The sequence below is a fragment of the Psychrobacter sp. BF1 genome (genome assembly GCF_019279065.1).
GTDB classification, from domain to species: Bacteria; Pseudomonadota; Gammaproteobacteria; order Pseudomonadales; family Moraxellaceae; genus Psychrobacter; species Psychrobacter urativorans.
The window spans coordinates 12,599-37,892 of sequence record NZ_JAGYWV010000001.1 but is presented as its reverse complement, the minus strand read 5'-3'; the positions used below and the strand labels follow the sequence as shown (position 1 = coordinate 37,892).

Annotated in this window: 19 protein-coding genes and 1 tRNA gene; 6 read left to right on the top strand and 14 right to left on the bottom strand. The window is 42.6% G+C overall.

The window, feature by feature from the left end:
* Positions 1 to 105: 105 nt before the first annotated feature.
* The 9 genes from KZA12_RS00145 to bhcA form a co-directional block, all read right to left on the bottom strand.
* Complete coding sequence (locus tag KZA12_RS00145; RefSeq protein WP_218688806.1) at positions 106 to 2,559, bottom strand: xanthine dehydrogenase family protein molybdopterin-binding subunit; 2,454 nt, start codon at positions 2,557 to 2,559, stop codon at positions 106 to 108.
* A 2-nt stretch (positions 2,560 to 2,561) separates the two neighbouring features.
* Positions 2,562 to 3,554 (bottom strand): xanthine dehydrogenase family protein subunit M, encoded by a 993-nt coding sequence (locus KZA12_RS00140; protein ID WP_218688805.1) that lies wholly within the window; start codon positions 3,552 to 3,554, stop codon positions 2,562 to 2,564.
* Positions 3,551 to 4,204 carry a 2Fe-2S iron-sulfur cluster-binding protein gene (locus KZA12_RS00135; RefSeq protein ID WP_218688804.1) on the bottom strand — a complete coding sequence of 218 codons (654 nt, stop codon included), beginning with the start codon at positions 4,202 to 4,204 and terminating at the stop codon, positions 3,551 to 3,553. The genes KZA12_RS00140 and KZA12_RS00135 overlap by 4 nt, the downstream gene beginning before the upstream one ends.
* A gap of 512 nt (positions 4,205 to 4,716) precedes the next feature.
* Positions 4,717 to 5,724 (bottom strand): formate dehydrogenase accessory sulfurtransferase FdhD, encoded by a 1,008-nt coding sequence (locus KZA12_RS00130; protein ID WP_373416564.1) that lies wholly within the window; start codon positions 5,722 to 5,724, stop codon positions 4,717 to 4,719.
* A gap of 132 nt (positions 5,725 to 5,856) precedes the next feature.
* Positions 5,857 to 8,205 (bottom strand): FdhF/YdeP family oxidoreductase, encoded by a 2,349-nt coding sequence (locus KZA12_RS00125; RefSeq protein WP_218688802.1) that lies wholly within the window; start codon positions 8,203 to 8,205, stop codon positions 5,857 to 5,859.
* Positions 8,206 to 8,579: 374 nt separating this feature from the next.
* Positions 8,580 to 9,578 carry an iminosuccinate reductase BhcD gene (gene bhcD / locus KZA12_RS00120; protein ID WP_201623104.1) on the bottom strand — a complete coding sequence of 333 codons (999 nt, stop codon included), beginning with the start codon at positions 9,576 to 9,578 and terminating at the stop codon, positions 8,580 to 8,582.
* Between the two features lie 140 nt (positions 9,579 to 9,718).
* Positions 9,719 to 10,870: a 3-hydroxy-D-aspartate aldolase BhcC gene (gene bhcC, locus KZA12_RS00115; RefSeq protein WP_201623103.1), complete on the bottom strand. Its 1,152-nt coding sequence runs from the start codon at positions 10,868 to 10,870 to the stop codon at positions 9,719 to 9,721.
* A gap of 152 nt (positions 10,871 to 11,022) precedes the next feature.
* Positions 11,023 to 12,003, bottom strand: a complete 981-nt coding sequence (gene bhcB / locus KZA12_RS00110; RefSeq protein ID WP_201623102.1) for a beta-hydroxyaspartate dehydratase BhcB — start codon at positions 12,001 to 12,003, stop codon at positions 11,023 to 11,025.
* Positions 12,004 to 12,066: 63 nt separating this feature from the next.
* Positions 12,067 to 13,230, bottom strand: coding sequence for an L-aspartate--glyoxylate aminotransferase BhcA (bhcA, locus tag KZA12_RS00105; RefSeq protein ID WP_218688801.1), 1,164 nt, complete (start codon positions 13,228 to 13,230; stop codon positions 12,067 to 12,069).
* A gap of 488 nt (positions 13,231 to 13,718) precedes the next feature.
* Here bhcA and KZA12_RS00100 point away from each other — a divergent pair.
* A tRNA-Val gene (locus KZA12_RS00100) sits at positions 13,719 to 13,795 on the top strand.
* Positions 13,796 to 14,129: 334 nt separating this feature from the next.
* The gene (locus KZA12_RS00095) at positions 14,130 to 15,011 is read left to right on the top strand and encodes a DMT family transporter (protein WP_218688800.1); all 882 of its coding nucleotides are present in this window, start codon (positions 14,130 to 14,132) and stop codon (positions 15,009 to 15,011) included.
* Positions 15,012 to 15,097: 86 nt separating this feature from the next.
* Here KZA12_RS00095 and KZA12_RS00090 read toward each other — a convergent pair whose 3' ends face one another.
* The 3 genes from KZA12_RS00090 to KZA12_RS00080 are packed head-to-tail and all read right to left on the bottom strand — an operon-like array spanning position 15,098 to position 18,184.
* The gene (locus tag KZA12_RS00090) at positions 15,098 to 15,865 is read right to left on the bottom strand and encodes an ABC transporter ATP-binding protein (RefSeq protein ID WP_218688799.1); all 768 of its coding nucleotides are present in this window, start codon (positions 15,863 to 15,865) and stop codon (positions 15,098 to 15,100) included.
* A 31-nt stretch (positions 15,866 to 15,896) separates the two neighbouring features.
* The gene (locus KZA12_RS00085; protein ID WP_218688798.1) at positions 15,897 to 17,150 is read right to left on the bottom strand and encodes an ABC transporter substrate-binding protein; all 1,254 of its coding nucleotides are present in this window, start codon (positions 17,148 to 17,150) and stop codon (positions 15,897 to 15,899) included.
* Entirely contained in the window at positions 17,147 to 18,184 is a 1,038-nt protein-coding gene (locus KZA12_RS00080; protein WP_218688797.1) for an iron ABC transporter permease, read from the bottom strand. The genes KZA12_RS00085 and KZA12_RS00080 overlap by 4 nt, the downstream gene beginning before the upstream one ends.
* A gap of 466 nt (positions 18,185 to 18,650) precedes the next feature.
* Between KZA12_RS00080 and KZA12_RS00075 the strand changes: the two genes are divergently transcribed.
* On the top strand, positions 18,651 to 20,141 hold the full coding sequence (locus KZA12_RS00075; RefSeq protein ID WP_218688796.1) for a PepSY domain-containing protein: 1,491 nt from the start codon (positions 18,651 to 18,653) through the stop codon (positions 20,139 to 20,141).
* A gap of 186 nt (positions 20,142 to 20,327) precedes the next feature.
* Here KZA12_RS00075 and KZA12_RS00070 read toward each other — a convergent pair whose 3' ends face one another.
* Positions 20,328 to 21,239 (bottom strand): LysR family transcriptional regulator, encoded by a 912-nt coding sequence (locus KZA12_RS00070; protein WP_256932755.1) that lies wholly within the window; start codon positions 21,237 to 21,239, stop codon positions 20,328 to 20,330.
* A gap of 190 nt (positions 21,240 to 21,429) precedes the next feature.
* Here KZA12_RS00070 and KZA12_RS00065 point away from each other — a divergent pair, with 190 nt between their 5' ends.
* The 3 genes from KZA12_RS00065 to KZA12_RS00055 all read left to right on the top strand — a co-directional run bounded on the left by KZA12_RS00065 (position 21,430) and on the right by KZA12_RS00055 (position 24,260).
* The gene (locus KZA12_RS00065) at positions 21,430 to 22,350 is read left to right on the top strand and encodes a pirin family protein (protein ID WP_218688795.1); all 921 of its coding nucleotides are present in this window, start codon (positions 21,430 to 21,432) and stop codon (positions 22,348 to 22,350) included.
* 86 nt (positions 22,351 to 22,436) lie between these two features.
* Complete coding sequence (locus KZA12_RS00060) at positions 22,437 to 23,429, top strand: glutathione S-transferase family protein (RefSeq protein ID WP_218688794.1); 993 nt, start codon at positions 22,437 to 22,439, stop codon at positions 23,427 to 23,429.
* A gap of 219 nt (positions 23,430 to 23,648) precedes the next feature.
* Complete coding sequence (locus tag KZA12_RS00055) at positions 23,649 to 24,260, top strand: nitroreductase family protein (protein WP_218688793.1); 612 nt, start codon at positions 23,649 to 23,651, stop codon at positions 24,258 to 24,260.
* Positions 24,261 to 24,410: 150 nt separating this feature from the next.
* Here KZA12_RS00055 and KZA12_RS00050 read toward each other — a convergent pair whose 3' ends face one another.
* A complete protein-coding gene (locus KZA12_RS00050) occupies positions 24,411 to 25,136 on the bottom strand; it encodes a GntR family transcriptional regulator (RefSeq protein WP_218688792.1) in 726 nt (241 codons plus the stop codon).
* Between the last annotated feature and the right edge of the window lie 158 nt (positions 25,137 to 25,294).

The window sequence follows — 25,294 nt, the reverse complement described above, 5'->3', positions numbered from 1 at the left end:
ATAGCCATAGCCTATGCCTAATGGCGATAATAACAAGCTTAAAAAACCCGTTGATTAGCGGGTTTTTTAATAAAAATCACTACTAGCTATTGTTACTGGTAACAACTACTCTGGCAGCTCACCCAGCAGCTTGTCCATAGTGATTGGAAAATCATAAACTCTTATCCCTACTGCGTTATAAACAGCGTTAGCAATAGCAGCGGCTGCACCAGCAATAGCCGTCTCACCGATACCTTTTATATGCATAGGATTAGTATAAGCATCATCCTCTTCTACTAAGATAACCTCGAGCTGCGGGACATCGGCATTGACCGGAATATGATACTCAGCCAAGTCATGATTACATAGACGACCATCACGCTTATCATGGATGACTTGCTCCATTAACGCTGAACCTATCCCGAACACCATACCGCCATAACACTGTGAAGTAGCAGTTTTATGATTGAGGATACGTCCTGCTGCAAAAGCTCCAGTCATACGTTTGACTCTGATCTCGCCGGTAACTCTATGCACAGCTACTTCCGCAAAATTAGCGCCAAATGATGCTTGACGATAACTTTTTTCATTCTTGCCAGGAGCGATTGCCCCTTTAGCACTAATCAACTGCTCATTGTACTCAGCAATGATATCAACTAACGGATAACCCTGAAAATTACTAAAGTCATAGTCTGTTTTACCATCAGCTGGCTCAGTAGAGCGTTTTGGCTTAGGCAAATGAATGTCTGTTTTTTCTGCTATCTTAGCAACGAGCTCTGTGGCTTTATGAACAACATTGCTAGTGATATTTTTACCCGCCTCAATAGTAGCTTCTGTAACTGTCGCCTCATGCTCGCCCGCTTGTTTGACATAGCCGTTATCCAATTGAATGGTATCAGCATAGAGACCGACTTTTTCTGCTAACATCTCACGCAACTGCTGACAGGCCAGATAAATACTACTACCCGAACTGGCCGCTCCCATACTACCGCCGGAGCCCACTGCTGGCGGCAAGCTGGTATCTCCGAGTCTCATTTCAATATGGTCAATCGGTAAGCCTAATAAGTCAGCCGCAATCTGAGAAAACACCGTGTAAGAGCCTGTGCCAATATCGGTCATATCCGTCTCGATAATAGCTTTGACCCCCAGCGCTTTAGAGCGATCTACTTGTAGAGTGGCACGTGCCTGAGAGGGTCCTAAACTATTGCCACGAGCAGCAGCCGCCATACCCATACCTAGCCACCAATCCCCTTCTAAACGACTGGCAGGAAGCGCTAGGCGCTGATCCCAACCAAACTGTTCCGCCCCTTGTTCGATACAAGCGATAAGGCTGCGAGTTGAAAAAGGAATCTGTTGAGTAGGATCTTGCTCAGGTTCATTACGGCGGCGCAGCTCTATAGGATCAATATTTAGCTTGATCGCCAATTCATCCATCGCACACTCTAAAGCTATCTGTCCGACCGCCTCGCCAGGGGCACGCATCGAGCCCGATAGCACTTGATTCATATCTACCATTTGATAATCTACTCGGCGATTTTCACCGCGATATAGATACTTAGTAGATAGTGCTGCAGGCTCAAAAAAGGTTTCTCCCGGTAAGTTGCTAGAGACCGTATCGTGAATAAGCGTATTAATAATACCGTCTTCATTACAGCCAATCGCTATACGTTGATGAGTATTTGAGCGTCTTATCGTCGCTTCCATCACTTGCGGGCGGGTCATAGTAATCAGTACTGGTCGACCTAACTCTTTGGCCGAAATAGCAGCAGCGATGGATTCAGGTGAGATACCAAGCTTACTACCAAAACCACCCCCGACGTAATGAGCGATCAGTTGTACATTATCAGCGTCCAAATCTAGCGCATCAGCGATTTGCTTTTTACAAGAAGCTAGCATTTGGTTAGAGGAGTACATAATCAGCTTGTCCCCTTCCCAGTGCGCTAAAGTCGCATGCGGCTCCATAGCAGAACTGTTTTGACTCGGCGTCTGATAAGTACGGTCGAGAGTCACTGCTGAGTCACTCAACCCTTGTTCAGGATCGCCTTGCTCAGCGTTTTTGTCTGAACCTTGTTTTTCATCTACTTCATGGGTATTAGGTAACTCTTTACTAAAATCTAACGCCGCTTGCTCAGTCTCATCTTTATAAGTAACTTTTAGCGCTTTGGCCCCTTCAGTTGCCGCCTCAAAAGTCTCAGCGATCACCGCAGCAATAGGTTGACCATGATAAAAAATCTCTGTTGCGCCTTGAGTCGGTGATTTAGTAGCTCCACCCTGCTGAGCGTTACGCAAAAAATGCTTGGGGTCAGTGACAACTTTAATCACTCCAGGTATAGATTCAACTGCGCTACTGTCTATTTTATCGACTTTACCTTTAGCGATAGTGGCACCAACCAATACCCCATAAGCTTGGTTCTCTAAATAAAATTCTGCACTATAAGTGGCTTGACCACTCACCTTCAGTGAACCCTCTACCCGATTAATAGGTTTGCCAACCAGCTTGCTTGCCGTTTGATCGAACAGTGTTTCAGTAGGCTCATTCATCATTAGCTTTTTGGTCGGTTCCGATGCAAATAGTGCCATGATTATGCTCCCTGATTCGCTAATGCGCGTTGAATAACTTGTTTTAGTAGACGACGAGTCAAAGGTATCTTAAAGTCATTTTGACCACTACCTTTAGCCTCTTTTAATAATAAATCTGCGGCTTGGTTAATCACCTCAGTATTGCCATCGCTGCCAATTAATAGGGCCTCAACCGCGGTATTACGCCATGGCTGAGTACCAATACCACCAAAGGCTAAACGTACTGTAGCTAATTTATTATTATCGTCAACCTCTACTACCGCCGCGCAAGAAACTACGGCAAAGGCATAAGAGGCACGGTCACGGACTTTATCGTAGGTGTGCATACCTTTAATAGGAGCAGGCAAAGTCACATGAGTAATTAGCTCGCCAGTCTCTAATACGGTTTCGATATTTGGCGTATCTTTTGGTAAACAGTAAAAATCTGCTAGCGCAATTTGTCGCGTACTGCCATCAGTCTTTAGAGTTTCAACGCTGGCATCTAGTAACCGCATAGCTACTGCCATATCCGAGGGATGCTGAGCGATACAAGACTCACTAGTACCCAAAATCGCTAATAGACGGTTCTCACCATTAATAGCTGGACAGCCAGACCCTGGCTCACGTTTGTTACAACCACTATCTGGTTGATAAAAATAGTAGCAACGCGAGCGCTGTAAGAGATTGCCACCAGTAGTGGCTTTATTACGTAACTGTCCAGTAGCTCCCGCTAAAATGGCTCTAGATAATACTGGGTAATTGGCAATCACTGTTGGATGCGCCGCCAAGTCACTGTTGGTCACTAGCGTACCGATACGTAGGCCGCCGTCAGCTGTTTCTTCAACTTGTGCTAACTCTAAGCGATTAATATCAACCAGCTTAAGTGGCGTCTCAATCTCAAACTTCATTAAATCGAGTAGATTGGTGCCGCCAGCAATAAAAGAAGCATCTTTAGGAGTAGCAAACATAACCGCTTGCTGCGGCTCAAGAGCGCGAATATATTCAAAACGTTTCATGAGCGCTCTCCTTTAGACTTAGTACTTGTCAATGGTGCTGCTTGCTTGCCGAGCTGAGTTTGGCTAGGCGGCGGCGACCAAATACCAGTTACGGTAGCTGCCTTACTTGAGCTGGCAAGGTTATTTGTAGTTAAGGCAGGTGTTGCTAGTTGCTCTGAGAGCACTTGATGAATGGCATTGATAATATTAGGATAAGCTGAGCAGCGGCACAGATTGCCACTCATACGTTCAGATATCTCTTGTAGTAACAAGCCATCAGGATTACTCAAATCAGTAGTCACATAACTGGGCCACTGCGCTTTGATCTCTGCTATCAATGCTGTTGCTGAACAAATCTGTCCAGGCGTGCAATACCCACACTGAAAGGCATCATGATCTTTAAAGGCTTGTTGCAAGTCCGATAGCGAATCTGGCATGCCGATCCCTTCAATAGTAGTGATCTCGTCGCCGTCATGCATCACCGCTAAAGTTAAGCAAGCATTCACTCGTCGACCATTAATAAGCATAGTACAAGCACCGCATTGACCGTGGTCACAGCCTTTTTTGGGTCCCGTAATGTGTAGATGCTGACGGCAGACATCAAGTAAAGTGGTACGCGGGTCAAGATTATCGAATTGATAATCGCTTTTGTTAATCGTTAAAGTAAGCATGCTGGCTTCTCGCTGGCAGGTGGTAAGGGCTATCTACAAGGCTGAGTTTATTTTTTATTCACTTATTACTCATCACAATGATTAATTACAGTTATAGCTACTAGCTGTAACTATGAAGACAACGGTTGAAGGTAATTAATGATCACTAGAGGGGTCAGCAATAAAAGAAATTTATTATGACTTATTCGACAAGTAGACTTTGTTTCAGCTTTGTACTGCTTACAGGGTATTTTTTTACTGAGAATATAAATGATAATTACTTAGAGAATTTGGTTATATTTTTCTAAAGTCTAATGAGTACTGCCTGAGTTTGTCTATTTGATCTACCATATTCGGCAATCGGTGTTTACCTGCAAGTGTGACGACTAAATTTTTAGCCTCTATAATGTCTAAGTCAACACTAGCTACATGTTGTTAATTCTATGAAGAACAGAGCTATATTTTACTGCAATCTTCTCAGTAATCTGTTTTTTACAAAATCAATTATAAATTGAGCTATGCAGCATAATATCTTAGTAACCGGTATAAAAAGTCACTCTATTATCACGTAAAAATCCAGCCAGCCCTAACCCATAACGCTCTGCAACCCGTACCGCTGTACTAGTAGGGGCAGACATACCTATCAGCCAAGGCAAACGCATACGGATGGATTTTTGTACTAGCTCAATAGACAATCGCGAAGTCATAACCACACAATCGACCTCATGCTTATGTCGCAGTTGCCAACCAATCAGTTTATCCAGTGCATTGTGGCGTCCTACATCCTCAAACAAATATAACTGATCTTTTTGCAGGGTGGCTGCTGCATGGACGGCCCCCGTCAATTGGTGCGTATGTTGACTGGTATCGACTTGTGCTCGTATCGCTAACAAACGATCAAGACTAGGTCGCTTTACTGCAGTGTTCTGTAAATTGATCTGCGAATACGGACTTAAATCCGGTAAAGCTTGGGTAAGTCCTGTGATACCACACATACCACAGCCAGTACGTCCCGCCAGCATACGCTTTTGCGCTTGGATGCGCTGATGACGGCGCTGGTTCAGTACTAGCTCAACTATATAAATATCATAATCCAATAAGTGTTGTAGATTATCTGCAAGCACCCCTGACTCATCTATAGCATTAAGCTGGTCCTGCTGCTCAACCCTACTGTCTGTGGCAAAAGCTTGAAAGCTGGCAGCATCAGTCAATTGAGTCACTTCCCAATCCAACAGCTCATGGCTATGCTCGATCAATCCTTCGCTAAATAAAAACCCAATAGCCAAATATTCCAGCTGGCTAGGACTAGCCATTAGTACGGCATAGTGAATACCGTTGATAACAATAGCCACTGCTGCCTCTACCGCTAAACTAGTGGTTTGATGGTCAGTAGAAATAGCCTGAGTGGCTTGCTTTTGATTACTATCTAAGATTGAAGCACTACGGTGCTGCTCTGCTAAATGCTCACGAGCGAGTGGCGTAGCAGCAGCGTTGAGAGTTTCAGAAATAGCTTGCGCGACAAGGTGAGAATTATTCTTAATCATTGAGCGCTATCTTTAATGGTAATGAGATGAATAGAGTTAACAGTCATAAGCGCTATGAAAATAGATATTGTAGGCTGACAACTTTATCGAAGCTAGGCCTACAATATTCATTTTCATGTTAAAAGATATCTAAGCAGAAGCTGCCAAGGTACTATCGCTAACCCGTTCTAAAACAACGGTTGATGACTTATAGGCAGGTATATGCGAATCTGGCGCATGAGTATCTAAATCAAACAAGTCATTACACTCAGGATAATAAGTAGCCACCGCATTGGTAGCAATGTCCATCTCAGTGATTATCAACGGTCCTAAAGTACGTGACTGATTGCTACTGTCTTGGCGCATGACCATCACGCTATCCCCCTTTTGCCAGCCTAAGCGTGCTATCTCATCAGGATGCATAAACAACACATCACGGCGATCGGTCTGACGGTAGCGATCTTGATAGCCAAAGATCATAGTATTAAACTGATCATGACTACGCACACTAGTTAATTGCCATACTTTTTGTTTAGCAGCCGTGCTAATAGTGCCAGTAACATTGCTATTATTATCAGTACTCGATTGTAGCTGTGTATTCGCCTGTGCCATCTGTGCGGCTACATAAGTAACCGGATACTTTGGGACTTCAAATTGCGCTTTGCCGCTGTCAGTATTCCAAACCCGATGACGTGCTGGATGATACAAATAAAACCCACGCTCAGTCTCTCTGATGCGCTCATTAAAGTTCTCGAAACCGTCAATAGCTTCAGCAATATAATCACGAATGATATCAAAATCCTCGCCCATAGCTTGCCAAGGAATAGCCGACTCAGCACCAAGTACTTGGGTCGCCATATCTGCAATTATTTGTACTTCAGATTTTATGCTGTCACTGATCGGTTTAAGATTGCCTTGCGATCGTGATATCTGACACATGGAGTCCTCAGTCGTCGCAAACTGCTTACCTTGACCCGTTAAGATAATCTCAGTACGGCTGATACAAGGTAAAATCAGGTTATTAGTACCCGGATATAGCATAGTGCCATTGAGCTTAGTGGCAACAAAAACATTAAGCTGGGTCTGACGCAAGGCTTGTTGAATCGCACTCATATCAGGAGCAGCTACCGCATAGTTACCCCCCATACTCACAAAAGCTTTAATCTTCCCGCTTATTAAAGCTTTAGCGCCAGAGACCACATCATGGCCATCTTCTTGCGGCATAGGACGCTTAAAAACACGCTCTAAACTATCAAGCAAGCTCTGATTAGGACGCTCATGAACGCCCATAGTGCGATCGCCCTGTACATTGGAATGCCCACGTACAGGGGACGCGCCAGCCCCATCAATACCGATCATGCCCATCAATAGCAATAAATTGGTAATCATCGCTACATTGTCATCGCCCTGCACATGCTGAGTAATACCCATACCCCAAGTACAAATAGTTTGGGGGCTCTCGGCAACTAGACGTGCAACACTGATGATCTCATCTTTACTAATACCAGAGCCACGCTCCACATCTGCCCAAGACTGCTGGCGTAGCCACTGATCTAATGCCTCAAAACCAGAAGTATGCTGTTTAATAAAATCGGTATCGATCTTATTATTTTTAGTGAGCCATTTTGCCATGCCAGTCAATAATGCCGCATCGCCACCAATTTGGATTTGAATGACATTATCTACCATAGCATCGCTTTGACCAGCAGCCATGTGAGTTGGCTTTTGCGGATTTCTAAATGCTGCTAGTCCCTGCTCGCGCATAGGATTAATAGAAATGATTTTGCAACCTTGCTTATGGGCATGCGCCAACATCTCTAACATACGGGGATGGTTGGTCGCTGGATTTTGTCCAAACATCATGATCAACTTAGCTTGTTGAAAATCCTCTAACTTAACTGTAGCTTTACCGATGCCCAACTGCCGACTAAGCATTACTGAAGTCGGCTCGTGACACATATTAGAGCAATCAGGTAAATTATTAGTACCAAAACAGCGCACAAACAATTGATATAAAAAAGCCGGCTCATTGGTTACTCGACCTGAAGTATAGAATAACGCCTCATCTGGTGAATCAAGCTGTTTCAATTGCTCAGCAATACGTGCGTAAGCATCCGCCCAAGCTATTGGTACATAACGATCTTGCGCCGCATCATAAGCCATAGGCTCTGATAAGCGCCCACTATGCTCAAGCTCGTAACCGTTCCAGCCTTGTAGTTCCGTCACCGTATGCTGCGCAAAAAACTTAGCGTCGGCCTTAGTGGACATAGTCTCACTAGCAAGTACTTTGATGCCGTTCTCACAAACATCGATGGTTTTATGCGATTTATGATCTGGCCAAGCACAGCCCGGACAGTCAAAACCACCGTTAGGCTGGTTGCTACTAAAAACACTCAAGCCACCACGGGTCAAGGCTTTATAGTCCATAAGTTTATGAGTAGAGGCAATCAGCGCAGGCCAACCAGCGGCAGGATGAGAGTAGATAGGAATTTTGCGCATGATAAACCTCGAAGATAAGTGGCTGTGATGAATGGCTGTGAATAGATAGCTGGGGCTAAATAATACTAAATGCGCTGTGTAGATAGTGACGAGAAACTCAATAGTAGCGATGTTCTTACAAATATAATTATTAATAAGGGTTACGCACTATAGACAAGGAGGGTAAGTTGAACGGCCGGTTAAATAATAATTTTTTGGTATATTTTCGGTAACTATTGTGAGCATTGAAGGTAAAAAAGGAATAGCAGCACGAAGATAAAGAGAACGAAACTTCAATATCTCTAATATTACAACAATTGCAGTTAAAGTAAAGCGCAAAAAAAGCAGCCAAATAATAAATATTTGGCTGCTATAAAAGCTATTAATTTAAACAATTACAACGAGATATGCTGAGCCTGACCTTTCTCGACAGCAAGTCTTGCAGCAGCGGAAGCGACTGCTAAATCTTGCAAGCCAACCCCAGTACCATCGAACAGAGTGATCTCATCATCTGAGCTACGACCTGGATGATCGCCATTGATTACGTCACCTAGGGTGGTAATATCAGACTCTTTGATCGCGCCAGATTTGATTGCATGTTGCGCTTCACCAAGAGTGATCGATTGGGCGATCTCATCAGTAAATACAGTAGCAGAGGCTATTAGAGCGGGATCAACTTCTTGCTTACCCACTGTATCAGTACCCATACAAGCGATGTGCGTACCCGGCTTGATCCACTCTTTCATAAGCAATGGCTCAAACGCTGAAGTAATAGTAATAATGACATCAGCTTCTGCACATAACTGCTCACGATCCACTGACTCAAATGGGATACCCGCTTCATCAGCTACGGCTTGTAAGTTAGTTAGATGCTCTGGATCTTTATTCCAAGCGACTACTTTTTCAAAGCTGCGTTGCTCAAGAGCAGCACGTAGCTGAAAAGTAGACTGGTGACCGGCACCGACCATACCGATAACTTTACTATCTTTGCGTGCTAGATGAGCGATTGATACCGAAGATGCTGCTGCAGTACGTACAGCTGTTAAGTAGTTACCGCCTACTATAGCGCGTAATTTACCATTGTCAGGATTAAATAAAAAAATCGTTGACTGATGGTTAGTCAAGCCTTTAGCAGCATTGCCGGGCCAATAGCCACCTGATTTTAGACCTAGCGACTTGCCAGCACGGTCAAAACCTGACTTAAAACCATAGAGTGCATCAGCATAACCGATAGCTTCACGAATAACTGGGAAGTTATAAGCATCGCCTTTCGACATTGACGCAAATACATTTTCAACCGCAGTGAACGCCGAATCACGATCGATTACTGACTTACAAGCGTCTTCTGATACGATGATTAAACCTTCGTTATTAGCACTGTTTGCTTCACTCATTGTAAATTCCTTTTTATTGTCAAATTCTTAAATAATTTTGAACTTAGCTCCGTTTAAATAATAAGGGCTGTTGTAGGCTAAAGCTACAACAGCCCCTTTAAACTAAACTACTAAGATTAAACTAATTTAACTTGTCGTTATTAGTATGCGCGACCACGTGCAGATACAGGCCATACTTTTTCGACTTTACCATTACGAACACCGATATAAAAATCATGGATGTTACAAGTAGGATCACAATGACCTGGTACTAGTTTTAGTTTTTCATTGATTTTTAATACGCCGTTTGGATCGCTAACTACGCCATGCTCATCCGAACACTTAACGTATTCAACATCATCACGACCATAGATGAATGGTAGGCCACTATCTACTGACTGAGCTTTTAGGCCCGCATCAACGATAGCTTTATCAGGTTTAGCATGGCTCATCACTGAAGTCAGGATGAATAACGCATTTTCCCACTCGCCAGCATCGATACGGTTGCCGTCTTCGTCTAAGATACGACCATAGTCGGCATCCATAAAGGCGTAAGAACCACACTGTAATTCGTTGAAAACACCTGAATTACTTTCGAAATAATAACTACCAGTACCGCCACCTGAAACGAATTCTGGCTTAAGACCAATCTCTGTTAGCGCATCGATAGCGTGTTGTACTTGATCAATAGCAACTTGGGTTTTAGCTTTACGATCACTGTAGCTATCCATGTGCTGCATCGCACCTTGATAAGCTTGAATACCAGTGAACTTGATGTTTTTAGCAGCATCAATAGCTTTAGCAATTTCTACTACTGCTTCAGTAGTAGTTACGCCACAACGGCCAGCACCACAGTCAATTTCGATATAACAGTTCAGTTGAGTGCCAGCTTCAGTTGCCGCAGCTGATAACTCAGCAGCACTATCAACATCATCGACACAAACGGTGATGTTTGCACCTAGTTTAGGTAAGTTGGCCAAACGCTTAAGTTTAGCAGGCTCACGTACTTGGTTTGATACTAAGATATCTTTGATACCGCCGCGTGCAAATACTTCTGCTTCAGAAACTTTCTGACAGCAAACGCCAATAGCGCCGCCCATTTCTTCTTGTAGATTTTGTACATCTACAGACTTATGCATTTTTCCGTGGCTACGGTGACGCATACCATGGTCTTTAGCATAGTCGCCCATTTTTTTGATGTTACGCTCAAGGGCGTCAAGATCTAATATCAAGCAAGGGGTTTGGATATCTGCTTCATTCATGCCAACTTCAGCAGGGACGTTAAAACCAACTTCTAATTCTTCAGTAATCATACTAATGCTCCATTTGTTTTGATCGATTGTATGTGATGATAAAAGGGTCATTAACTTGCGCAATAACCACGCTTAATGAATGCCCAGTTTTGTTATGCCAAGTATTTAAATATCATACTCAGCATTAATGCTTAATGCTTAGTGGTTTAAAATTAGTTCCAAGGCAGTTTATTAAGATCAACGTTACCACCGGTGATAATCACGCCAACTTTCTTGCCTGCAAACACATCTTTATTCTTTAGAATGACGGCAAGCGGTACGGCACAGCTTGGCTCAATGATAATTTTCATATGAGTCCACGTCAGCTTCATCGCTTCAATGATTTCTTCTTCTGTCGCAGTCAAGATATCAGTAACGTAGTTGCTGACAAAATGCCACGTCAAATCTTTAAGCGGCACTTTTAAGCCATCAGCAATAGTTTCAGGCGCATCATCAGCGATGATATGACCGGCTTTAAATGAGCGCGCCGCATCATCAGCATTCAATGGCTCTGCTGCATATATTTTTACATCAGGAGCTAAGTTAGATAAGGTCAAGCAAGTACCTGATATCATGCCGCCGCCGCCGATTGGAGCCACTACCATGTCAGGTTTTACGCCGATCTCTTCCATTTGCTCCAAGAACTCACGTGAACAAGTTGCTTGTCCAGCGATTACTCGTGGGTCGTTATACGGATGAACGAAGTCGCCACCAGTTTCTGCTTGAACTTTAGCAAATACTTCTTCACGTGAAGTGGTAGAAGGTTGGCACTCAGTAATAATACCACCATAGCCACGTACTGCAGCTTTCTTAGCTTCTGGTGCGCTATATGGCATAACGACATTACAAGGAACACCGCGCTGACCCGCTGCATAAGATAAAGACAATGCATGATTACCTGAGCTGTGCGTACAAACACCGTTTTTGGCTTCTTCATCAGTCAAGCCAAATACGGCGTTTGAAGCACCACGAACTTTAAAAGCACCCGCTTTTTGAAAGTTTTCACACTTAAAAAACATCTCACAACCAGCTAACTCGTTCAAAAATCGAGAAGTCAAAACAGGTGTGCGATGAATGTACGGCTTAATACGCTCATGAGCTTCTAACATATCATCGAGGGTTGGAATCGTTAATCCATCATCATTTGTAATCATAAAAGATACTCCCTATTAGTTATTTATTTGGTTGCTTATTTAGCTGCTTTAGCTGCTTTTTATTTAGGTGTTACGGTAATACTCTTGGGCAGCAGCGACGCCTTGACCTAAGGTGATTGGATAATCCAAATCAACCATTGCCATCTCAATAGCTGCCAGCCCTGCTAGAACCATTACTTCAGTTAGTGAGCCCAAATGCCCTATTCTAAAGGCACGACCGGCCATCTCGCCTAAGCCGACACCGAAAGATATGCCATATTTATTAAAGGCATGATCAGTCAGCTCATTACTATTGAAACCTTCAGGAACATATATCGCACTTACGGTTTCAGAATATAAATCAGGAGATACGGCACATAACTTAAAGCCCCATGCGCTAACGGCTTGGCGTACGCCTTCAGCTAAGCGATGATGACGCGCATAGACATTCTCAAGACCTTCTTCAAACAGCATATCAAGACTAGCTCTCATGCCATAAATCAGATTTAGTGGTGGCGTATAAGGGAAGCCGCCATTAGCATTAGCTTTTAGCATGTCACGAAAGTCAAAATAAGTACGTGGCAATTTGGCTTGTTCCATTGCTGCTAGAGCCTTTTGGCTAATAGCTAGTATGGCCATACCTGTTGCCAGCATAAAACCCTTTTGTGAACCGGCTACCGCAATATCAACACCCCATTCATCCATTTTAAAAGGCACAGAAGCGATTGAGCTGACGCCGTCAACAAATAACAAAGCTGGATGATCTGCGCTATTCATAGCATCACGTACAGCACCAATATCGCTTAATACACCAGTTGCTGTTTCATTATGGGTGACCATTAATGCTTTAATTTCGTGATTGGTATCTGCCGCTAAAATAGCTTGAAACTGATCAGCAGGAGCACCAGTGCCCCAAGGACATTCAATAACTTGTACATCTAATCCATGACGCTGACACATATCGATCCAGCGATGAGAGAACATACCATAGCGAGCGATGAGTACTTTATCACCAGGAGATAAAGTATTGCTGATAGCCGCTTCCCAGCCGCCTGTGCCACTTGAGGTAAACAGAAGGATTTCGCCCTCTTCGGTGCCAAATACTTTTTTGGCATCAGCAAGCACTGGTAAAAAGGTATCGGAAAAGTCAGGAGCACGGTGATCTTGAGTAGGCACGTTCATCGCGTGACGTAATCTTTCTGGAATATTAGTAGGGCCAGGGATAAAAATAGGATTTTGTAGCGACATGATTTACATCCTTGTAAGTGTGTAAAAAGGTGACACAAAAATTGTATGAGTAGGTTATCGAACAGATTTAAGGCAAGAGTCTTCCCGACTCATACAGTTGTATTTTTTGTGTTTAGCAGATTTTCGTGTTGTACAGATTTAAAAATTAACCATGTCAAGAGAAAGGAGTTGCAGGTGATTTATCACTCTACTGCTTACTGCTTTCTTTTTATGGTGTGTCTTGCGGTAATCGTTTTTGGGGATGATAAACTAAGAGGTTTTGGTTGAGGAATTGTAGATACTCGGCAACCATTCAAAAAATTATAGCATATACTAGAGGTGTTGTTTAACATACAGGGAAAATAATTTTATTACAAGCATATTTTAATTAGGCCTTATGCTGGTATTAATATTTTAGCGCTATTAGCTAACAATTTAAACTGATAATTTAATAATCTAAAATAATGCTTGCAAACTTTCTAAAAGTTGCTAAAATGCTCAACCTAAATAGGCGTATAGCTCAGTTGGTTAGAGCGCTACCTTGACATGGTAGAGGTCAGCAGTTCGAGTCTGCTTATGCCTACCAAATATTTAGAAAGCCCCAGTCTAACGATTGGGGCTTTTTTTGTCCATAAAATATGGTCGGCAGCGGAAATATAAAGGTGTGCTTGGTCAAAATCTTACCTACGGCTGTTTATAGCCCTATGGCAACTATCTGAAATAAACAATGCTGACATAGTACTTGGTGCAGTAGCATGGCTTACTGATCATGACTTACTAGAAGCTATATCTAAAAAACCTTGTCAGATAGTGGTGCAAAAAAGACAAGTATTTTTGTGGGTGATTGACAGCAGGGATTACACCTATTATTGGAAGACAGAATGCTACAATAGCGTTTTTCCATTATTCGATAAATTAAGATGATAAAAACAAAGCATGCTTTAGGGTCAGCGTGGATGATTGTGGCAGCATTTTTATTTGCCTTGATGAGTATTTTGGTAAAAAATGCCGTCACCCAGCTTGATATGAACCCTTACGAGTTAGCGTTTTGGCGGTCAATTTTGCCAGCATTGATGATTTTTGCTGGAACCTTATTGAGGCAGAAAACGCTTAAAACTCCATTTTTTTGGGGGCATATGAAGCGTAGCGTAGCAGGCACAACCGCTTTATTATTGTCTTTTTATGGGTTAAGTCAGCTGCCTTTGGCAACCTCTGTAACCCTAAACTATACGTCAGTCGTATTTATTGCCATTTTATCTATTGTTTGGCTAAAAGAGACGCCCTCGTTAAAAACATGGACAGCGCTATTAATGGGCTTAGGGGGTATTTGTTTAATGCTACAACCTGCCTTTGAATCAGACCGGTTGATTCAAACCTTGATTACGCTGAGTGGGGGAATTTTTACCGCTTTTGCTCTATTACAAGTACGAGCGTTATCGTTTATGGGCGAGCCTGCTTGGCGGATTGTGTTTTACTTTTCGGCAGTGGCGGCGGCCATTTCGGCAGTAGTGGCAATGTGGGTGGGCTGGCATCCGCTGACTATGGTAAGCTTGCCTTATATAGTCGGTATTGGAGGTGCTGGGTTATTGGCACAGCTGGCCATGACTCATGCGTATCATGTGGGACAGAAATTTACGGTAGCAGCGTTGTCTTATTTGACCGTGGTATTTGCGGCCATTTATGGATTGGTTTTTGCTGGTGAAAGCATCGGCTTAATAGAGATTTTAGGCATTGTAGCCGTGATTTTGGCAGGGGTCGTTAGTAGCGTACCTGAGAAGAAAAAGGAATTGAAATTATCTTAATCATGGCTTTAATAGCTGCTTTAGTAATCGCCTTAGTAATCGCTTTAGTAACAGCGTTAAAACCTGTGTTAATGACTGCCACAAAGTTACTGGGCTTTTCGGTAAGGATGCACGACTGGCAACCCGCGGCTACTAGTTAAGATCTCGATATCTACTTGATACACTTGCCGTAAGATTTGCGGCTGCAACACTTCTTGAGGAGTGCCTTGTGCTTGGATTTTACCATCTGCCAACAGCAACAATTGATCAGAAAACTGCGCGGCAAGACTTAAATCATGCAGTACCATCAAGCAAATAAGTTGATGTTCTTGACTATAGTGGCTCACCTTTTGTAATAGATTGATTTGATGGGCCATGTCTAGTGCCGACACTGGCTCATCAAGGAGTAAAATTTTGGGACGACGTAGTAAGGCTTGAGCAAACATGGCAAGCTGACGCTGCCCTCCACTTAATGCACTGATAGGACGATGGGCCAATTCGGCAATATTTAATTGTGCCATCAGGTCAATGGCCTCACGCATCAAGTCATCGCTAATATGGCGACCCAATGCATCCATACGCCCCAGTAGCACTACCTCAAGCGTGTTCAGCTCAGCATCGGTATGACTATCTTGCGGCATATAGGCAATGGGCTTACGCCATGCCATTAGATGAGCTTTGCGTTGCACGCTATCTTGATAACGAATATTTCCCGAAAACGCTAGTTCACCAAAAATAGCCTTCAATAAGCTTGATTTGCCTGCCCCATTTGCCCCAAGCAAGGTATATATTTTGCCAGCGTGGAACTGGGCATTGATAGCTTTGACAACGGTGAGCGAGCCACGCTGTACGGTTAACTGGTCAAGTTCAAGCATTATTATATCTTTATCAGGTTAATAGCAAAAATTAAGCAAACAGATTACGCAGCCAATTTCCAAGCTTGTCCCACCATGACATCGTTTCAGGTGCTGACGTGGTTGGCTTAGAGTCAGCTGTGACTTTTACTGAGTCGGGCGCTGTGGCTGTCTTTGCTACGTCGTCTTTACAAATACTTGCGCCGCAACCTAGCTGGATAAAAAAGGTACCGTTAGGCTTAACTGGCAAGTATTTTTCATGAAAATCCATGTAGGTTTTTTCAGGGTCAACATCGCTGAAGGCTTCAGGATAAAGGGCCTTTGCCATAAACTGAGCTGATGCCACATCAGATAGTGAGCGAGAAGCCGTGTGATAAATACCATAAACTCGGTTGTTTTTTACCGCTGGTAGATTTTCCCAGCCTTTACGGGTGGTGAAGCCTTTGAGACGACGCTGGGCTTCATCAGCATTGATATCGATACCCATGGCCATAGCATCGGTCTGCTTCATGCCCACTTCTGTACCTGAGATAATGATAACGTCAGGTCTACTTACCAACACCTGCTCAGGGTTAATAGGTCCCCAATTTTCGACAAACGGCTTACTAATGTTATCACCGCCTACCGTATCGGCAATCGCCCCCCACATATTTTTGCCAAAGGTAAAACTGTGCTCTTTTGGTCCTTTATCACCGAATTCAATATAGATTTTTGGCTTGGCTGAATCAGCAGCTTGCACTCTTTTTTGGATATCGGCAATCCCATCAGCGTACTCTTTTGCCGCTTGATTAGCCCGTTGTTCTGTACCAGCAATTTGCCCAAATATTTTGGTACTATTGGTGTGATTGATGACACTTTGGTCATTATAATCTACCACTACTACCGGAATATTTGACGCCTCAAAACGCGGCATTTCGGCTTTTAGCGTATCGTATTGCCACTTTGCCAATATCACCACATCAGGTTTCATTGCCAAGGTTTTTTCGAGTGAAAACGTGCCCCTATCGATATTGCCAATATCGCCAATACCTTGTAAATTGGGTAGTTTTTGACTATATAATTGCCAGCTACCCGGGTTAAAACTTTCCCAGAACTCTCGAGAAATACCTACTACGTGCCCAAAATTTTCAGCGCCCGTTGCCGCAATATAATCTGGATAATAAAACCCTAACACTACCCGTTTGGCTGGCACGTCGACCTTAACGTCACGCCCTAACACATCATGAATGGTCTTTATTTCAGCTTGTGCACTCATCGCTGTCATTAATACTACTGTCGCCAATGTGGCGCGAATAACTGGTTTCATCGTTTACTCCAAATAATCCAAAATAGAAAAGGCACGCCCACAAATGAGGTCACAATACCCACAGGAAATAATGCCCCGGGAATAATAACCTTTGACAACACCGATGAAAATGATAAAAAAGCGGCTCCAGCGAGCATGGTTGCTGGTAAAAAATAGCGTTGGTCCTCTCCCACCAATAGGCGAGCAACATGCGGGGCTACCAAGCCGATAAAGCCAATGACCCCCACAAAACTAATCGCCGTTGCCGTCATCATAGCAACCAAAATTAGGGTTTTGATACGTAATCTTGTTAAGCTCACACCGAGGGCAGCGGCTCTGTCTTCGCCTAGACGTAAAGCGGTTAATTGCCAGCCATCTCGCATCAATAAGGTAATGCAAACCGTACTGACCACCGCAACTACAGCAAGATTTGTCCACGTGGCTTTGTTAAGGTTACCAAATAGCCAAAATAGAACTTGCTGAGACACTTCAGGCGAGGCGATAAATTGCACCAGCGATAACAGCGATTGAAAAATAAACAACAAGGCAATGCCTACTAGTATCAGAGTAGCGGCGGCAAATTGCTTTAAAGAAGCGAATAAAAACAACACCGCTGAGGCTAGCATGGTCATGACAAATGCCCCAATCGGTACAGCATATTGTATAGGCAAACCAAAACCACCAAACGCAATCACTAACGATGCACCAAACCCTGCTGCTGCTGCCAACCCCAAGGTATAAGGACTTGCCATGGGATTATTTAATAAGGTTTGCATTTCAGCACCGCCTGCCCCAAGCGAGGCACCTACCAATAACGCCATCAAGGCAATGGGCAGTCGCAGATCATAAATAATGGTATGGGTGGTATCTTCTACACCCGTTAGGCGTAACAATGCCGCAATCACATCATTTATAGGCAACATCGAAGGGCCGGTCATTACGTCCAAAACCAGTCCCACTAAGCACGCTAGCGCAAACGCCAACAACACCATACGGCGCTTGTTCTCGATTCTTCGTTGCTCACGAATAATTTTTTCGCTTAATGCTTGGGTCATTTTATAATCCACAGGGTTAGAGCCGTTTTGAACAACCCTATTGTGTTCGCTCAAAATTTTAACTGAGGATTATAATAGTAATGAGAAATATTCGCAATTAAATATTAATTTTTCTAATGAAAATCAATCACTTTACAACTAAAACTTAAAATTTGACACAAGCTATCCTCAAATTAGGCACTATAACTACTAACCAATTTTGAGTAATTTTTAACCTCGCTATTGATAGTCAACATACTGCCGCTCCTTATATACCATAACCTTGGTAATATAAAAAAATTAATATCACTGGTAAAAAAGCATCTGTTATCATATCGAAATTATTAGCAAATCATCGAAAAAATCATCATGTTCCTAATATTTATGGGTAACAGTAAACAGCCCAGAGTCCGTGCGAGCGAGCAAATGACTAACTATCCATTTGCTCGCCAAGATAGAAAATACAAAACTATTGGAACATCCATTCATGAATAAACAAAAAAGTAATCAACGCTATTTTACCGTATGGCGCTGGCATTTTTATGCGGGGATATTTGTCGCACCTTTTTTAATGATTTTAGCTTTTACCGCGCTCGGTATGTTGCTTATGTCTAACACCGTGGGACGAGACAATGATCGGTTAAGTATTACTGTTCCAGAATCAGCAATGCAAGCGCCCATTGCTACGCAAGCTAAAAACGCCCTCAATACCCTACCTGATAGTACCCTCGTTAAATATATCGCCCCTCGTGATACGGGCAAGGTAGCTCTGTTTCAGGTGACATCACAAAACCATGACAATATGGTAGCCGTCAATCCTTACACTGGAGATATCGTCAACAGCATACCCAGCAATAGCAATCTTTATTATACCTTTGACAGTATTCACGGTGATTTACTATTGGGTAAAGTCGGTGATTATATCCAAGAAACGACTGCCTCTTTAACCATTTTAATGATACTAACGGGTTGGTATTTGTGGTGGCATAAACGTAAGTCTGTCAAAGCGATGTTGATTCCCGATGATGATATCAATTTAAAGAAAAAGCGTTCCTTTTTTCGAACCATTCACGCGACATTAGGCAGTTGGATATCTGTTTTGTTATTGTTTTTCTGCATTTCAGGAATGGCTTGGGCAGGCATTTGGGGTGAACGCATTGTACAGTCGTGGAGTCAGTTCCCTGCAGGTAAGTGGGGTGTTGCGCCCATGCCACTGTCGATTGACCACAGTCAGCATCATGCTGGTATGAATATGGATAATGCCGATGCCGCGCCGCACGTTCATGGAGTACCAGCAGCCATAGCGCCCACACATGGCAGCGTCTTAAATGCAGGCAAGACCAAAGACGTACCTTGGGTGTTAGAGTTAACACCGATGCCAGTATCAGGGACAACTAGGGGTGAAAATGGTATCGCGCCTAATATACCCATTATGATTGATACTGTAGATCGATTTGCCCGTGAGCTTGGTTTTGTAGGCCGTTATCAGTTGGATCTACCGCAAGGCAATACAGGCGTGTGGACGCTTAGCCAAGACTCGATGAGCTATGATATGAAAAGCCCAACGGCGGATCGTACCGTGCATATTGACCGCTACTCTGGTAAAGTTTTAGCTGATATACGCTTCGATGATTATAATGCGTTTGGTAAATTTATGGCTGCGGGTGCTGCCATACATATGGGTACGCTTGGGTTATGGAGTGTATTAGCCAATGCCTTATTTTGCCTATCTGTTATTGCTATTTGTGGAAGTGGTTATGTGATGTGGTGGCAACGCCGTCCTCGTTCAGCTAGCGACAAGAGTGGACTCAATCCGCCCACTGGAAGTCAAAGTTCAATTATAGAGTGGAAGCTTGCTATTCCGTTGCTCATTATCGCTCTCGTATTTCCAACGGCTATCATTGCTATCGTTTTTATCGCTTTATTAGACTTCCTATTAATATCGCGCGTTCAGTTTTTACACCGACTATTAAAGTAAGCGCTGTTTGATAGGTTTTACTTTTATAGGGTAAGTTTTATCGAACAGTGATGAGTAACCAACAGCCAGCACTTTATCCGCATCGTGCTGGGAGCGACCAAAGGGTTTCATAAAATGTGCTCAAGCGGCGTTTCGAGCTCTATGCTGCATCTCAGACGCCGCTACTTTAGGATCAAAGCGCAGCTGCTAATTTAGCTGGTCCCAGTAAGGATCATCGCCGAAGCGCTCAGCAATAAAATCAATAAATAATCGGCAGCGTTGCGACAAGAATCTATTGTTTGGATAAACCGCATAAGCACTTGATAAGGGTAACTGATAGTTTTGCAGTATAGGTAGCAATTTACCTTGTGCTAAGGTCTTATAGGTAATAAAAGTAGGTAGGAAGGCAATACCTTTACCTTTTATTGCCATATCAAGTAAAAAGTCGCCATTATTGGCTTTCATACTTGATCTCATTACCACGCTATGTGTTTGCCCTCGTCTATCCGTCAACTGGATGTTGTTGTAGTTGCTGAGACTATATTGTAGTAGCTTATGTTTTTCTAGATCCTTCACTGTTTCAGGCGTTCCCATTTTTTTTAAGTAGTCGGGACTTGCGCAAATAACTGAGCGGATTGGCGTTAGATATTTGGCTTGATAACTAGAATCTTTCAATTCGCCGATACGAATCGCTAACTCATACCCTTCCTCAATCAAATTAACTTGTCGATCAGAAAAATCTAGCTCAAAAATCAACTCCGGATGTTGGTTAGCGTACTCATCAATCACCTCATTGAGATGCATTAACCCGAAAGATAGTGGAGCAGTCAACTTCAATATCCCTTCAATAATAGTAGGCGCACCGCTGGCTTTTTCATTCAAATCATCAACTTCATCCAAGATATTTTTTGCGCGTTGATAATAATGCTTACCAGATTCTGTTAGGTTTGATTTACGCGTAGTTCGACTAATCAGCTGAGTACCTAAGCGAGTTTCTAAATCTTTTAGACGACGGCTCGCTGCTGACTTCGCTACGTTTAGTTGCTCTGCCGCTCTAGTAATACTACCCGCATCAACAATACGTACAAACATTGCCATATCTTCTAACTGTCCCACCATTGTTCTCCTATTAAGAACTTTGATTTGTAATTATTGTTATTTATCTACATTTAGTTAACAGTTATTATCTTATCATCATTTGATTTAGTATAAGTGTACAGAAATTATCTAACCATCAATTGAAAGAAACCAATACCAAGGAAGGTATTAGGCAAATCGAACTTCAACAAGGTTACAGAGGTAGATGACTATGAACAGCGATATTAAAAACGTTGCAAAACAAAATAGCGAATTATTGCAAAGTCGCACGCTACTACAACAGTTTTCTGGTGTGCAGACAGCCGACGGTGACGGGGTGAAACTAACTCGCATTATTGGCTCCCCTTATCTTGATATGCTGGATCCGTTCCTATTACTTGATTGTTTTGAGAGTGATGATGCCAAGGATTATAGCGGTGGTTTTCCAACCCACCCCCACCGAGGTTTTGAGACGGTCACTTATCTGCTTAATGGGCGTATGCGCCATAAAGACAATGCAGGTCATGAAGGGCTTATTGAATCAGGGGGTGTGCAATGGATGACCGCTGGCAAAGGTATTCTTCATTCGGAAATGCCAGAGCAACAGCAAGGTCTGATGAAAGGTTTTCAGCTTTGGGTTAATCTACCCGCTTCAGCAAAAATGAGCGAACCCGTTTATCAAGAGTTTGGCCCTGAGGCGACAGCGCTTGAGCGCCGTACAGATGGTACTGAAATTCGAGTTATCGCCGGACAAACCGATCAAGGTACTGTCGGGCCAGTAGTGAATCATTACACTTATCCAATCTATATGGATATCAGCCTGCCAGCCAATAGTGACTTTGAGCAGACATTACCAACGCAGCACAACGCTTTTGTTTATGTCATATCAGGTGATATGACCATTCCCCTGCCTGTATTAGATTCTGAAAATCAAGCCACTGACAGACAAGCTAGCACCTTGATGGCAAACAAGCTTGGCATATTGACCAAGGGTCAGCAGCTTTTGGTAAGAAGTGGTGATAATGGTGCACGTTTTTTATTAATTGCCGGACAGCCTTTAGATGAACCTGTGGCTCGCGGTGGTCCTTTTGTCATGAATACTAGAGCTGAAGTATTACAGGCTTTTGATGATTTTAGACAAGGTAACTTTTAAATTAGAAATTAGACCTTATAGCTTAGAGCTTAGAGCTGTCAGTTAGCTGATAAATAAAATAGCAAGCGAAAGTATAGGAGGATAAAGTGGGTCTATTAGTCGAAGGTCAGTGGCACAACCGATGGTATGACACCCAATCTACTGGTGGAAGCTTTGAGCGTAAAGACTCTAGTTTTAGAAACTGGATAACCGCCGATGGTAGTGCTGGAGTCTCAAGTATTAGCGGTTTTAAAGCTGAGCCTAATCGTTATCACTTATATGTATCTTTAGCCTGCCCTTGGGCACATCGCACTATTATTTATCGCAAGCTAAAAGGCTTAGAGGACATTATCAGTATATCAGTAGTCAATCCTATCATGGGTGATAAAGGCTGGACATTCCATTCTGATCAAGGCGTTATCGCTGATCCGATCATGAACGCAACTTATCTATATCAAATATATACCGCAGCTAAAGCCGACTATAGCGGGCGAGTCACTGTACCTATTTTATGGGATAAAAAAACCAATACTATCGTTAGTAATGAGTCATCTGAAATTATTCGTATGTTCAATACCGCATTCAATAAGGTTGGAGCATCAGCCTATGATTTTTCAGCGCCACAGCTATTAGCAGAAATCGATGCCTTAAATGAATTTATCTACCCAACTATCAATAATGGGGTTTATCGAGCGGGCTTTGCCACTAGTCAAAAGGCTTATACTGAAGCGGTGATTGAGGTATTCAAGGCGCTAGATACTTTGGAGCTACGGCTAAACGATCATCGCTATTTAATAGGTGACAGTGTAACTGAAGCAGATTGGCGACTATTCACTACTTTAGTGCGTTTCGATAGCGTGTACGTGGGTCACTTTAAATGTAATCTGCGCCGTATCTTTGACTACCCGAATCTTTGGGGCTATCTGCGGGATTTATATCAAACGCCTGGCATCGCTGACACTGTGAATATGTATCATATTAAAACGCATTATTATGGTAGTCACCAAACTATTAACCCAACAGGTATGGTACCTCTTGGCCCTGATATTGATTTTGATGCGCCCCATAATCGTCAGCAGTTAGCAGCCATGGCTAAATAGTATGGCCGGTCAACTATAAACACTATACCCATTAACAATTATCACTAATAATGAACTGTTGCAGTCTCAGTCCCCTTTATGCATAAAGGGTAAGCCATGTTTATGTTAGGGAAGCATTGCTAATTATTGCTCTTGGTTAGTTAGCTCTAACTACTCTAAAGAAATACCAGTATTAAAACCTTTCAATCATCAAAACCCACTCATTAAATAGGAAAAATCATGTCAACCAACACCCTTAAACTACACGACTCGTTTGAGAATCGTCGCACTATCTATGCTTTAAACAACACTTTACCCGTTGCTAGACAAGCCGTCATTGACACTATAGAGCACGCTATACTACATACGCCTTCATCATTTAATTCACAAACCACTCGCATTGTGCTGTTGTTTGGTGATGAACATAAACGTCTTTGGGACATTGCCGAAAACAACTTAAGACAGATTGTAGGTGATGGTGATTTTTCTGCTACTGAGCACAAGATGAACGGTTTTCGTGCTGGAGCAGGAACTGTATTATTTTTTGAAGATGAAGACGATGTAAAAACATTACAACAGCAGTTTGCGCTTTATGCAGAAAGCTTTCCAATTTGGGCAGAGCACACTAATGCTATGCATCAATACGCTATTTGGACTTCACTAAGTGATCTTGGTATCGGTGCAAATTTGCAGCATTACACCCCTGTGTTTGAAGCAGAGGTTGCGCAGGCTTTTAACATCCCAAGCAGCTGGAAAATGATTGCTCAAATGCCTTTTGGTGGTATCGTTTCCCCTGCTGGTGATAAAGAATTCAAACCAATCAGTGCTCGTGTACGGGTGTTAGGTCAATAGAAAAGTAACTATTACTGAGCTTAAAAAAAGCTACCTCAGTATCAAGTTGAATACTCAGGTAGCCTTTTGCCATTGATAGCTTAGATCAGTGATTTATATAGTCCTATTAATTATTAGGATATTTTTATCATTAACTCAACTTACTAATAGCTAAGTAATATTAATTTCATAGCTGAACTTCTCTGCCAGTCCATAAGATTCTCTATATTCAATAGGGTCGCCTTCTAAGTTTTTGGCAACACGGCAGACCTTAACTAAGTTTTCTTGCTTAGTATTGCCTAAATAAGGATCACTGTGATTAGTTATAAAAAACAAAGTTTCTACCGCAGATGACACATACTGACCACACTTTGTATAATAAAACGGATAGAGAAGATTCTCAAAGTCCTCAGGATTTAGGGTTGCGAAGGCTTGGTAACGGCTCTTAGGTAACCAGATTCTTTCACTCAACAGGACTTTATCTTCGACCATGCGCATACGTTCTATATAGATTAACGCTTTGTTTTTACCTATATCTAGTTTTTGGTTAATATCATCAATACCATCTATTACCATGATTTTCGTCACTATACCTTTCGGTGTAACATAGCGAGCATCTTTATCACGGAACTTAAAAAACCTTAATAACGAGCTATTAAAATCTGGGCGCTTTAAAAAAGTACCTTTACCTTGCTGCTTGACTAAAATGCCCTCTTCTACTAATTTTTCCACAGCTTTACGGACAGTGCCTACGGATACTTCATACTTATCTGCAAACTCCTGTTCGGTAGGTAAGGGCGTGTTTTCATCCCATTTACTCTCTGTCAATAAGGTCTGTATGTGCCATCGCACTTGCTCGTAGCGCGGCATTTTAAAGTTCTTGAAATCATATATCATTTTTTTTCACCACGATGGAAGGTTTCTATTAACTATCTCAATCTCGTCAAGCCTTGCTATTACTATAAAAACTAGGGCATACCCAATCACTCTAATGTTAAGGCTCATTCATGTACTAGTGATTAATTTTATCTAATTAACCTAAGCTTTTTTTTGCT

Bases quoted from the DNA above. Each gene is read 5' to 3' on its own strand.
- KZA12_RS00145 (WP_218688806.1), bottom strand. From the start codon at position 2,559: ATGGCACTATTTGCATCGGAACCGACCAAAAAGCTAATGATGAATGAG.
- KZA12_RS00140 (WP_218688805.1), bottom strand. From the start codon at position 3,554: ATGAAACGTTTTGAATATATTCGCGCTCTTGAGCCGCAGCAAGCGGTT.
- KZA12_RS00135 (WP_218688804.1), bottom strand. From the start codon at position 4,204: ATGCTTACTTTAACGATTAACAAAAGCGATTATCAATTCGATAATCTT.
- KZA12_RS00125 (WP_218688802.1), bottom strand. From the start codon at position 8,205: ATGCGCAAAATTCCTATCTACTCTCATCCTGCCGCTGGTTGGCCTGCG.
- bhcD (WP_201623104.1), bottom strand. From the start codon at position 9,578: ATGAGTGAAGCAAACAGTGCTAATAACGAAGGTTTAATCATCGTATCA.
- bhcC (WP_201623103.1), bottom strand. From the start codon at position 10,870: ATGATTACTGAAGAATTAGAAGTTGGTTTTAACGTCCCTGCTGAAGTT.
- bhcB (WP_201623102.1), bottom strand. From the start codon at position 12,003: ATGATTACAAATGATGATGGATTAACGATTCCAACCCTCGATGATATG.
- bhcA (WP_218688801.1), bottom strand. From the start codon at position 13,230: ATGTCGCTACAAAATCCTATTTTTATCCCTGGCCCTACTAATATTCCA.
- KZA12_RS00095 (WP_218688800.1), top strand. From the start codon at position 14,130: ATGATAAAAACAAAGCATGCTTTAGGGTCAGCGTGGATGATTGTGGCA.
- KZA12_RS00090 (WP_218688799.1), bottom strand. From the start codon at position 15,865: ATGCTTGAACTTGACCAGTTAACCGTACAGCGTGGCTCGCTCACCGTT.
- KZA12_RS00085 (WP_218688798.1), bottom strand. From the start codon at position 17,150: ATGAAACCAGTTATTCGCGCCACATTGGCGACAGTAGTATTAATGACA.
- KZA12_RS00080 (WP_218688797.1), bottom strand. From the start codon at position 18,184: ATGACCCAAGCATTAAGCGAAAAAATTATTCGTGAGCAACGAAGAATC.
- KZA12_RS00075 (WP_218688796.1), top strand. From the start codon at position 18,651: ATGAATAAACAAAAAAGTAATCAACGCTATTTTACCGTATGGCGCTGG.
- KZA12_RS00070 (WP_256932755.1), bottom strand. From the start codon at position 21,239: ATGGTGGGACAGTTAGAAGATATGGCAATGTTTGTACGTATTGTTGAT.
- KZA12_RS00065 (WP_218688795.1), top strand. From the start codon at position 21,430: ATGAACAGCGATATTAAAAACGTTGCAAAACAAAATAGCGAATTATTG.
- KZA12_RS00055 (WP_218688793.1), top strand. From the start codon at position 23,649: ATGTCAACCAACACCCTTAAACTACACGACTCGTTTGAGAATCGTCGC.
- KZA12_RS00050 (WP_218688792.1), bottom strand. From the start codon at position 25,136: ATGATATATGATTTCAAGAACTTTAAAATGCCGCGCTACGAGCAAGTG.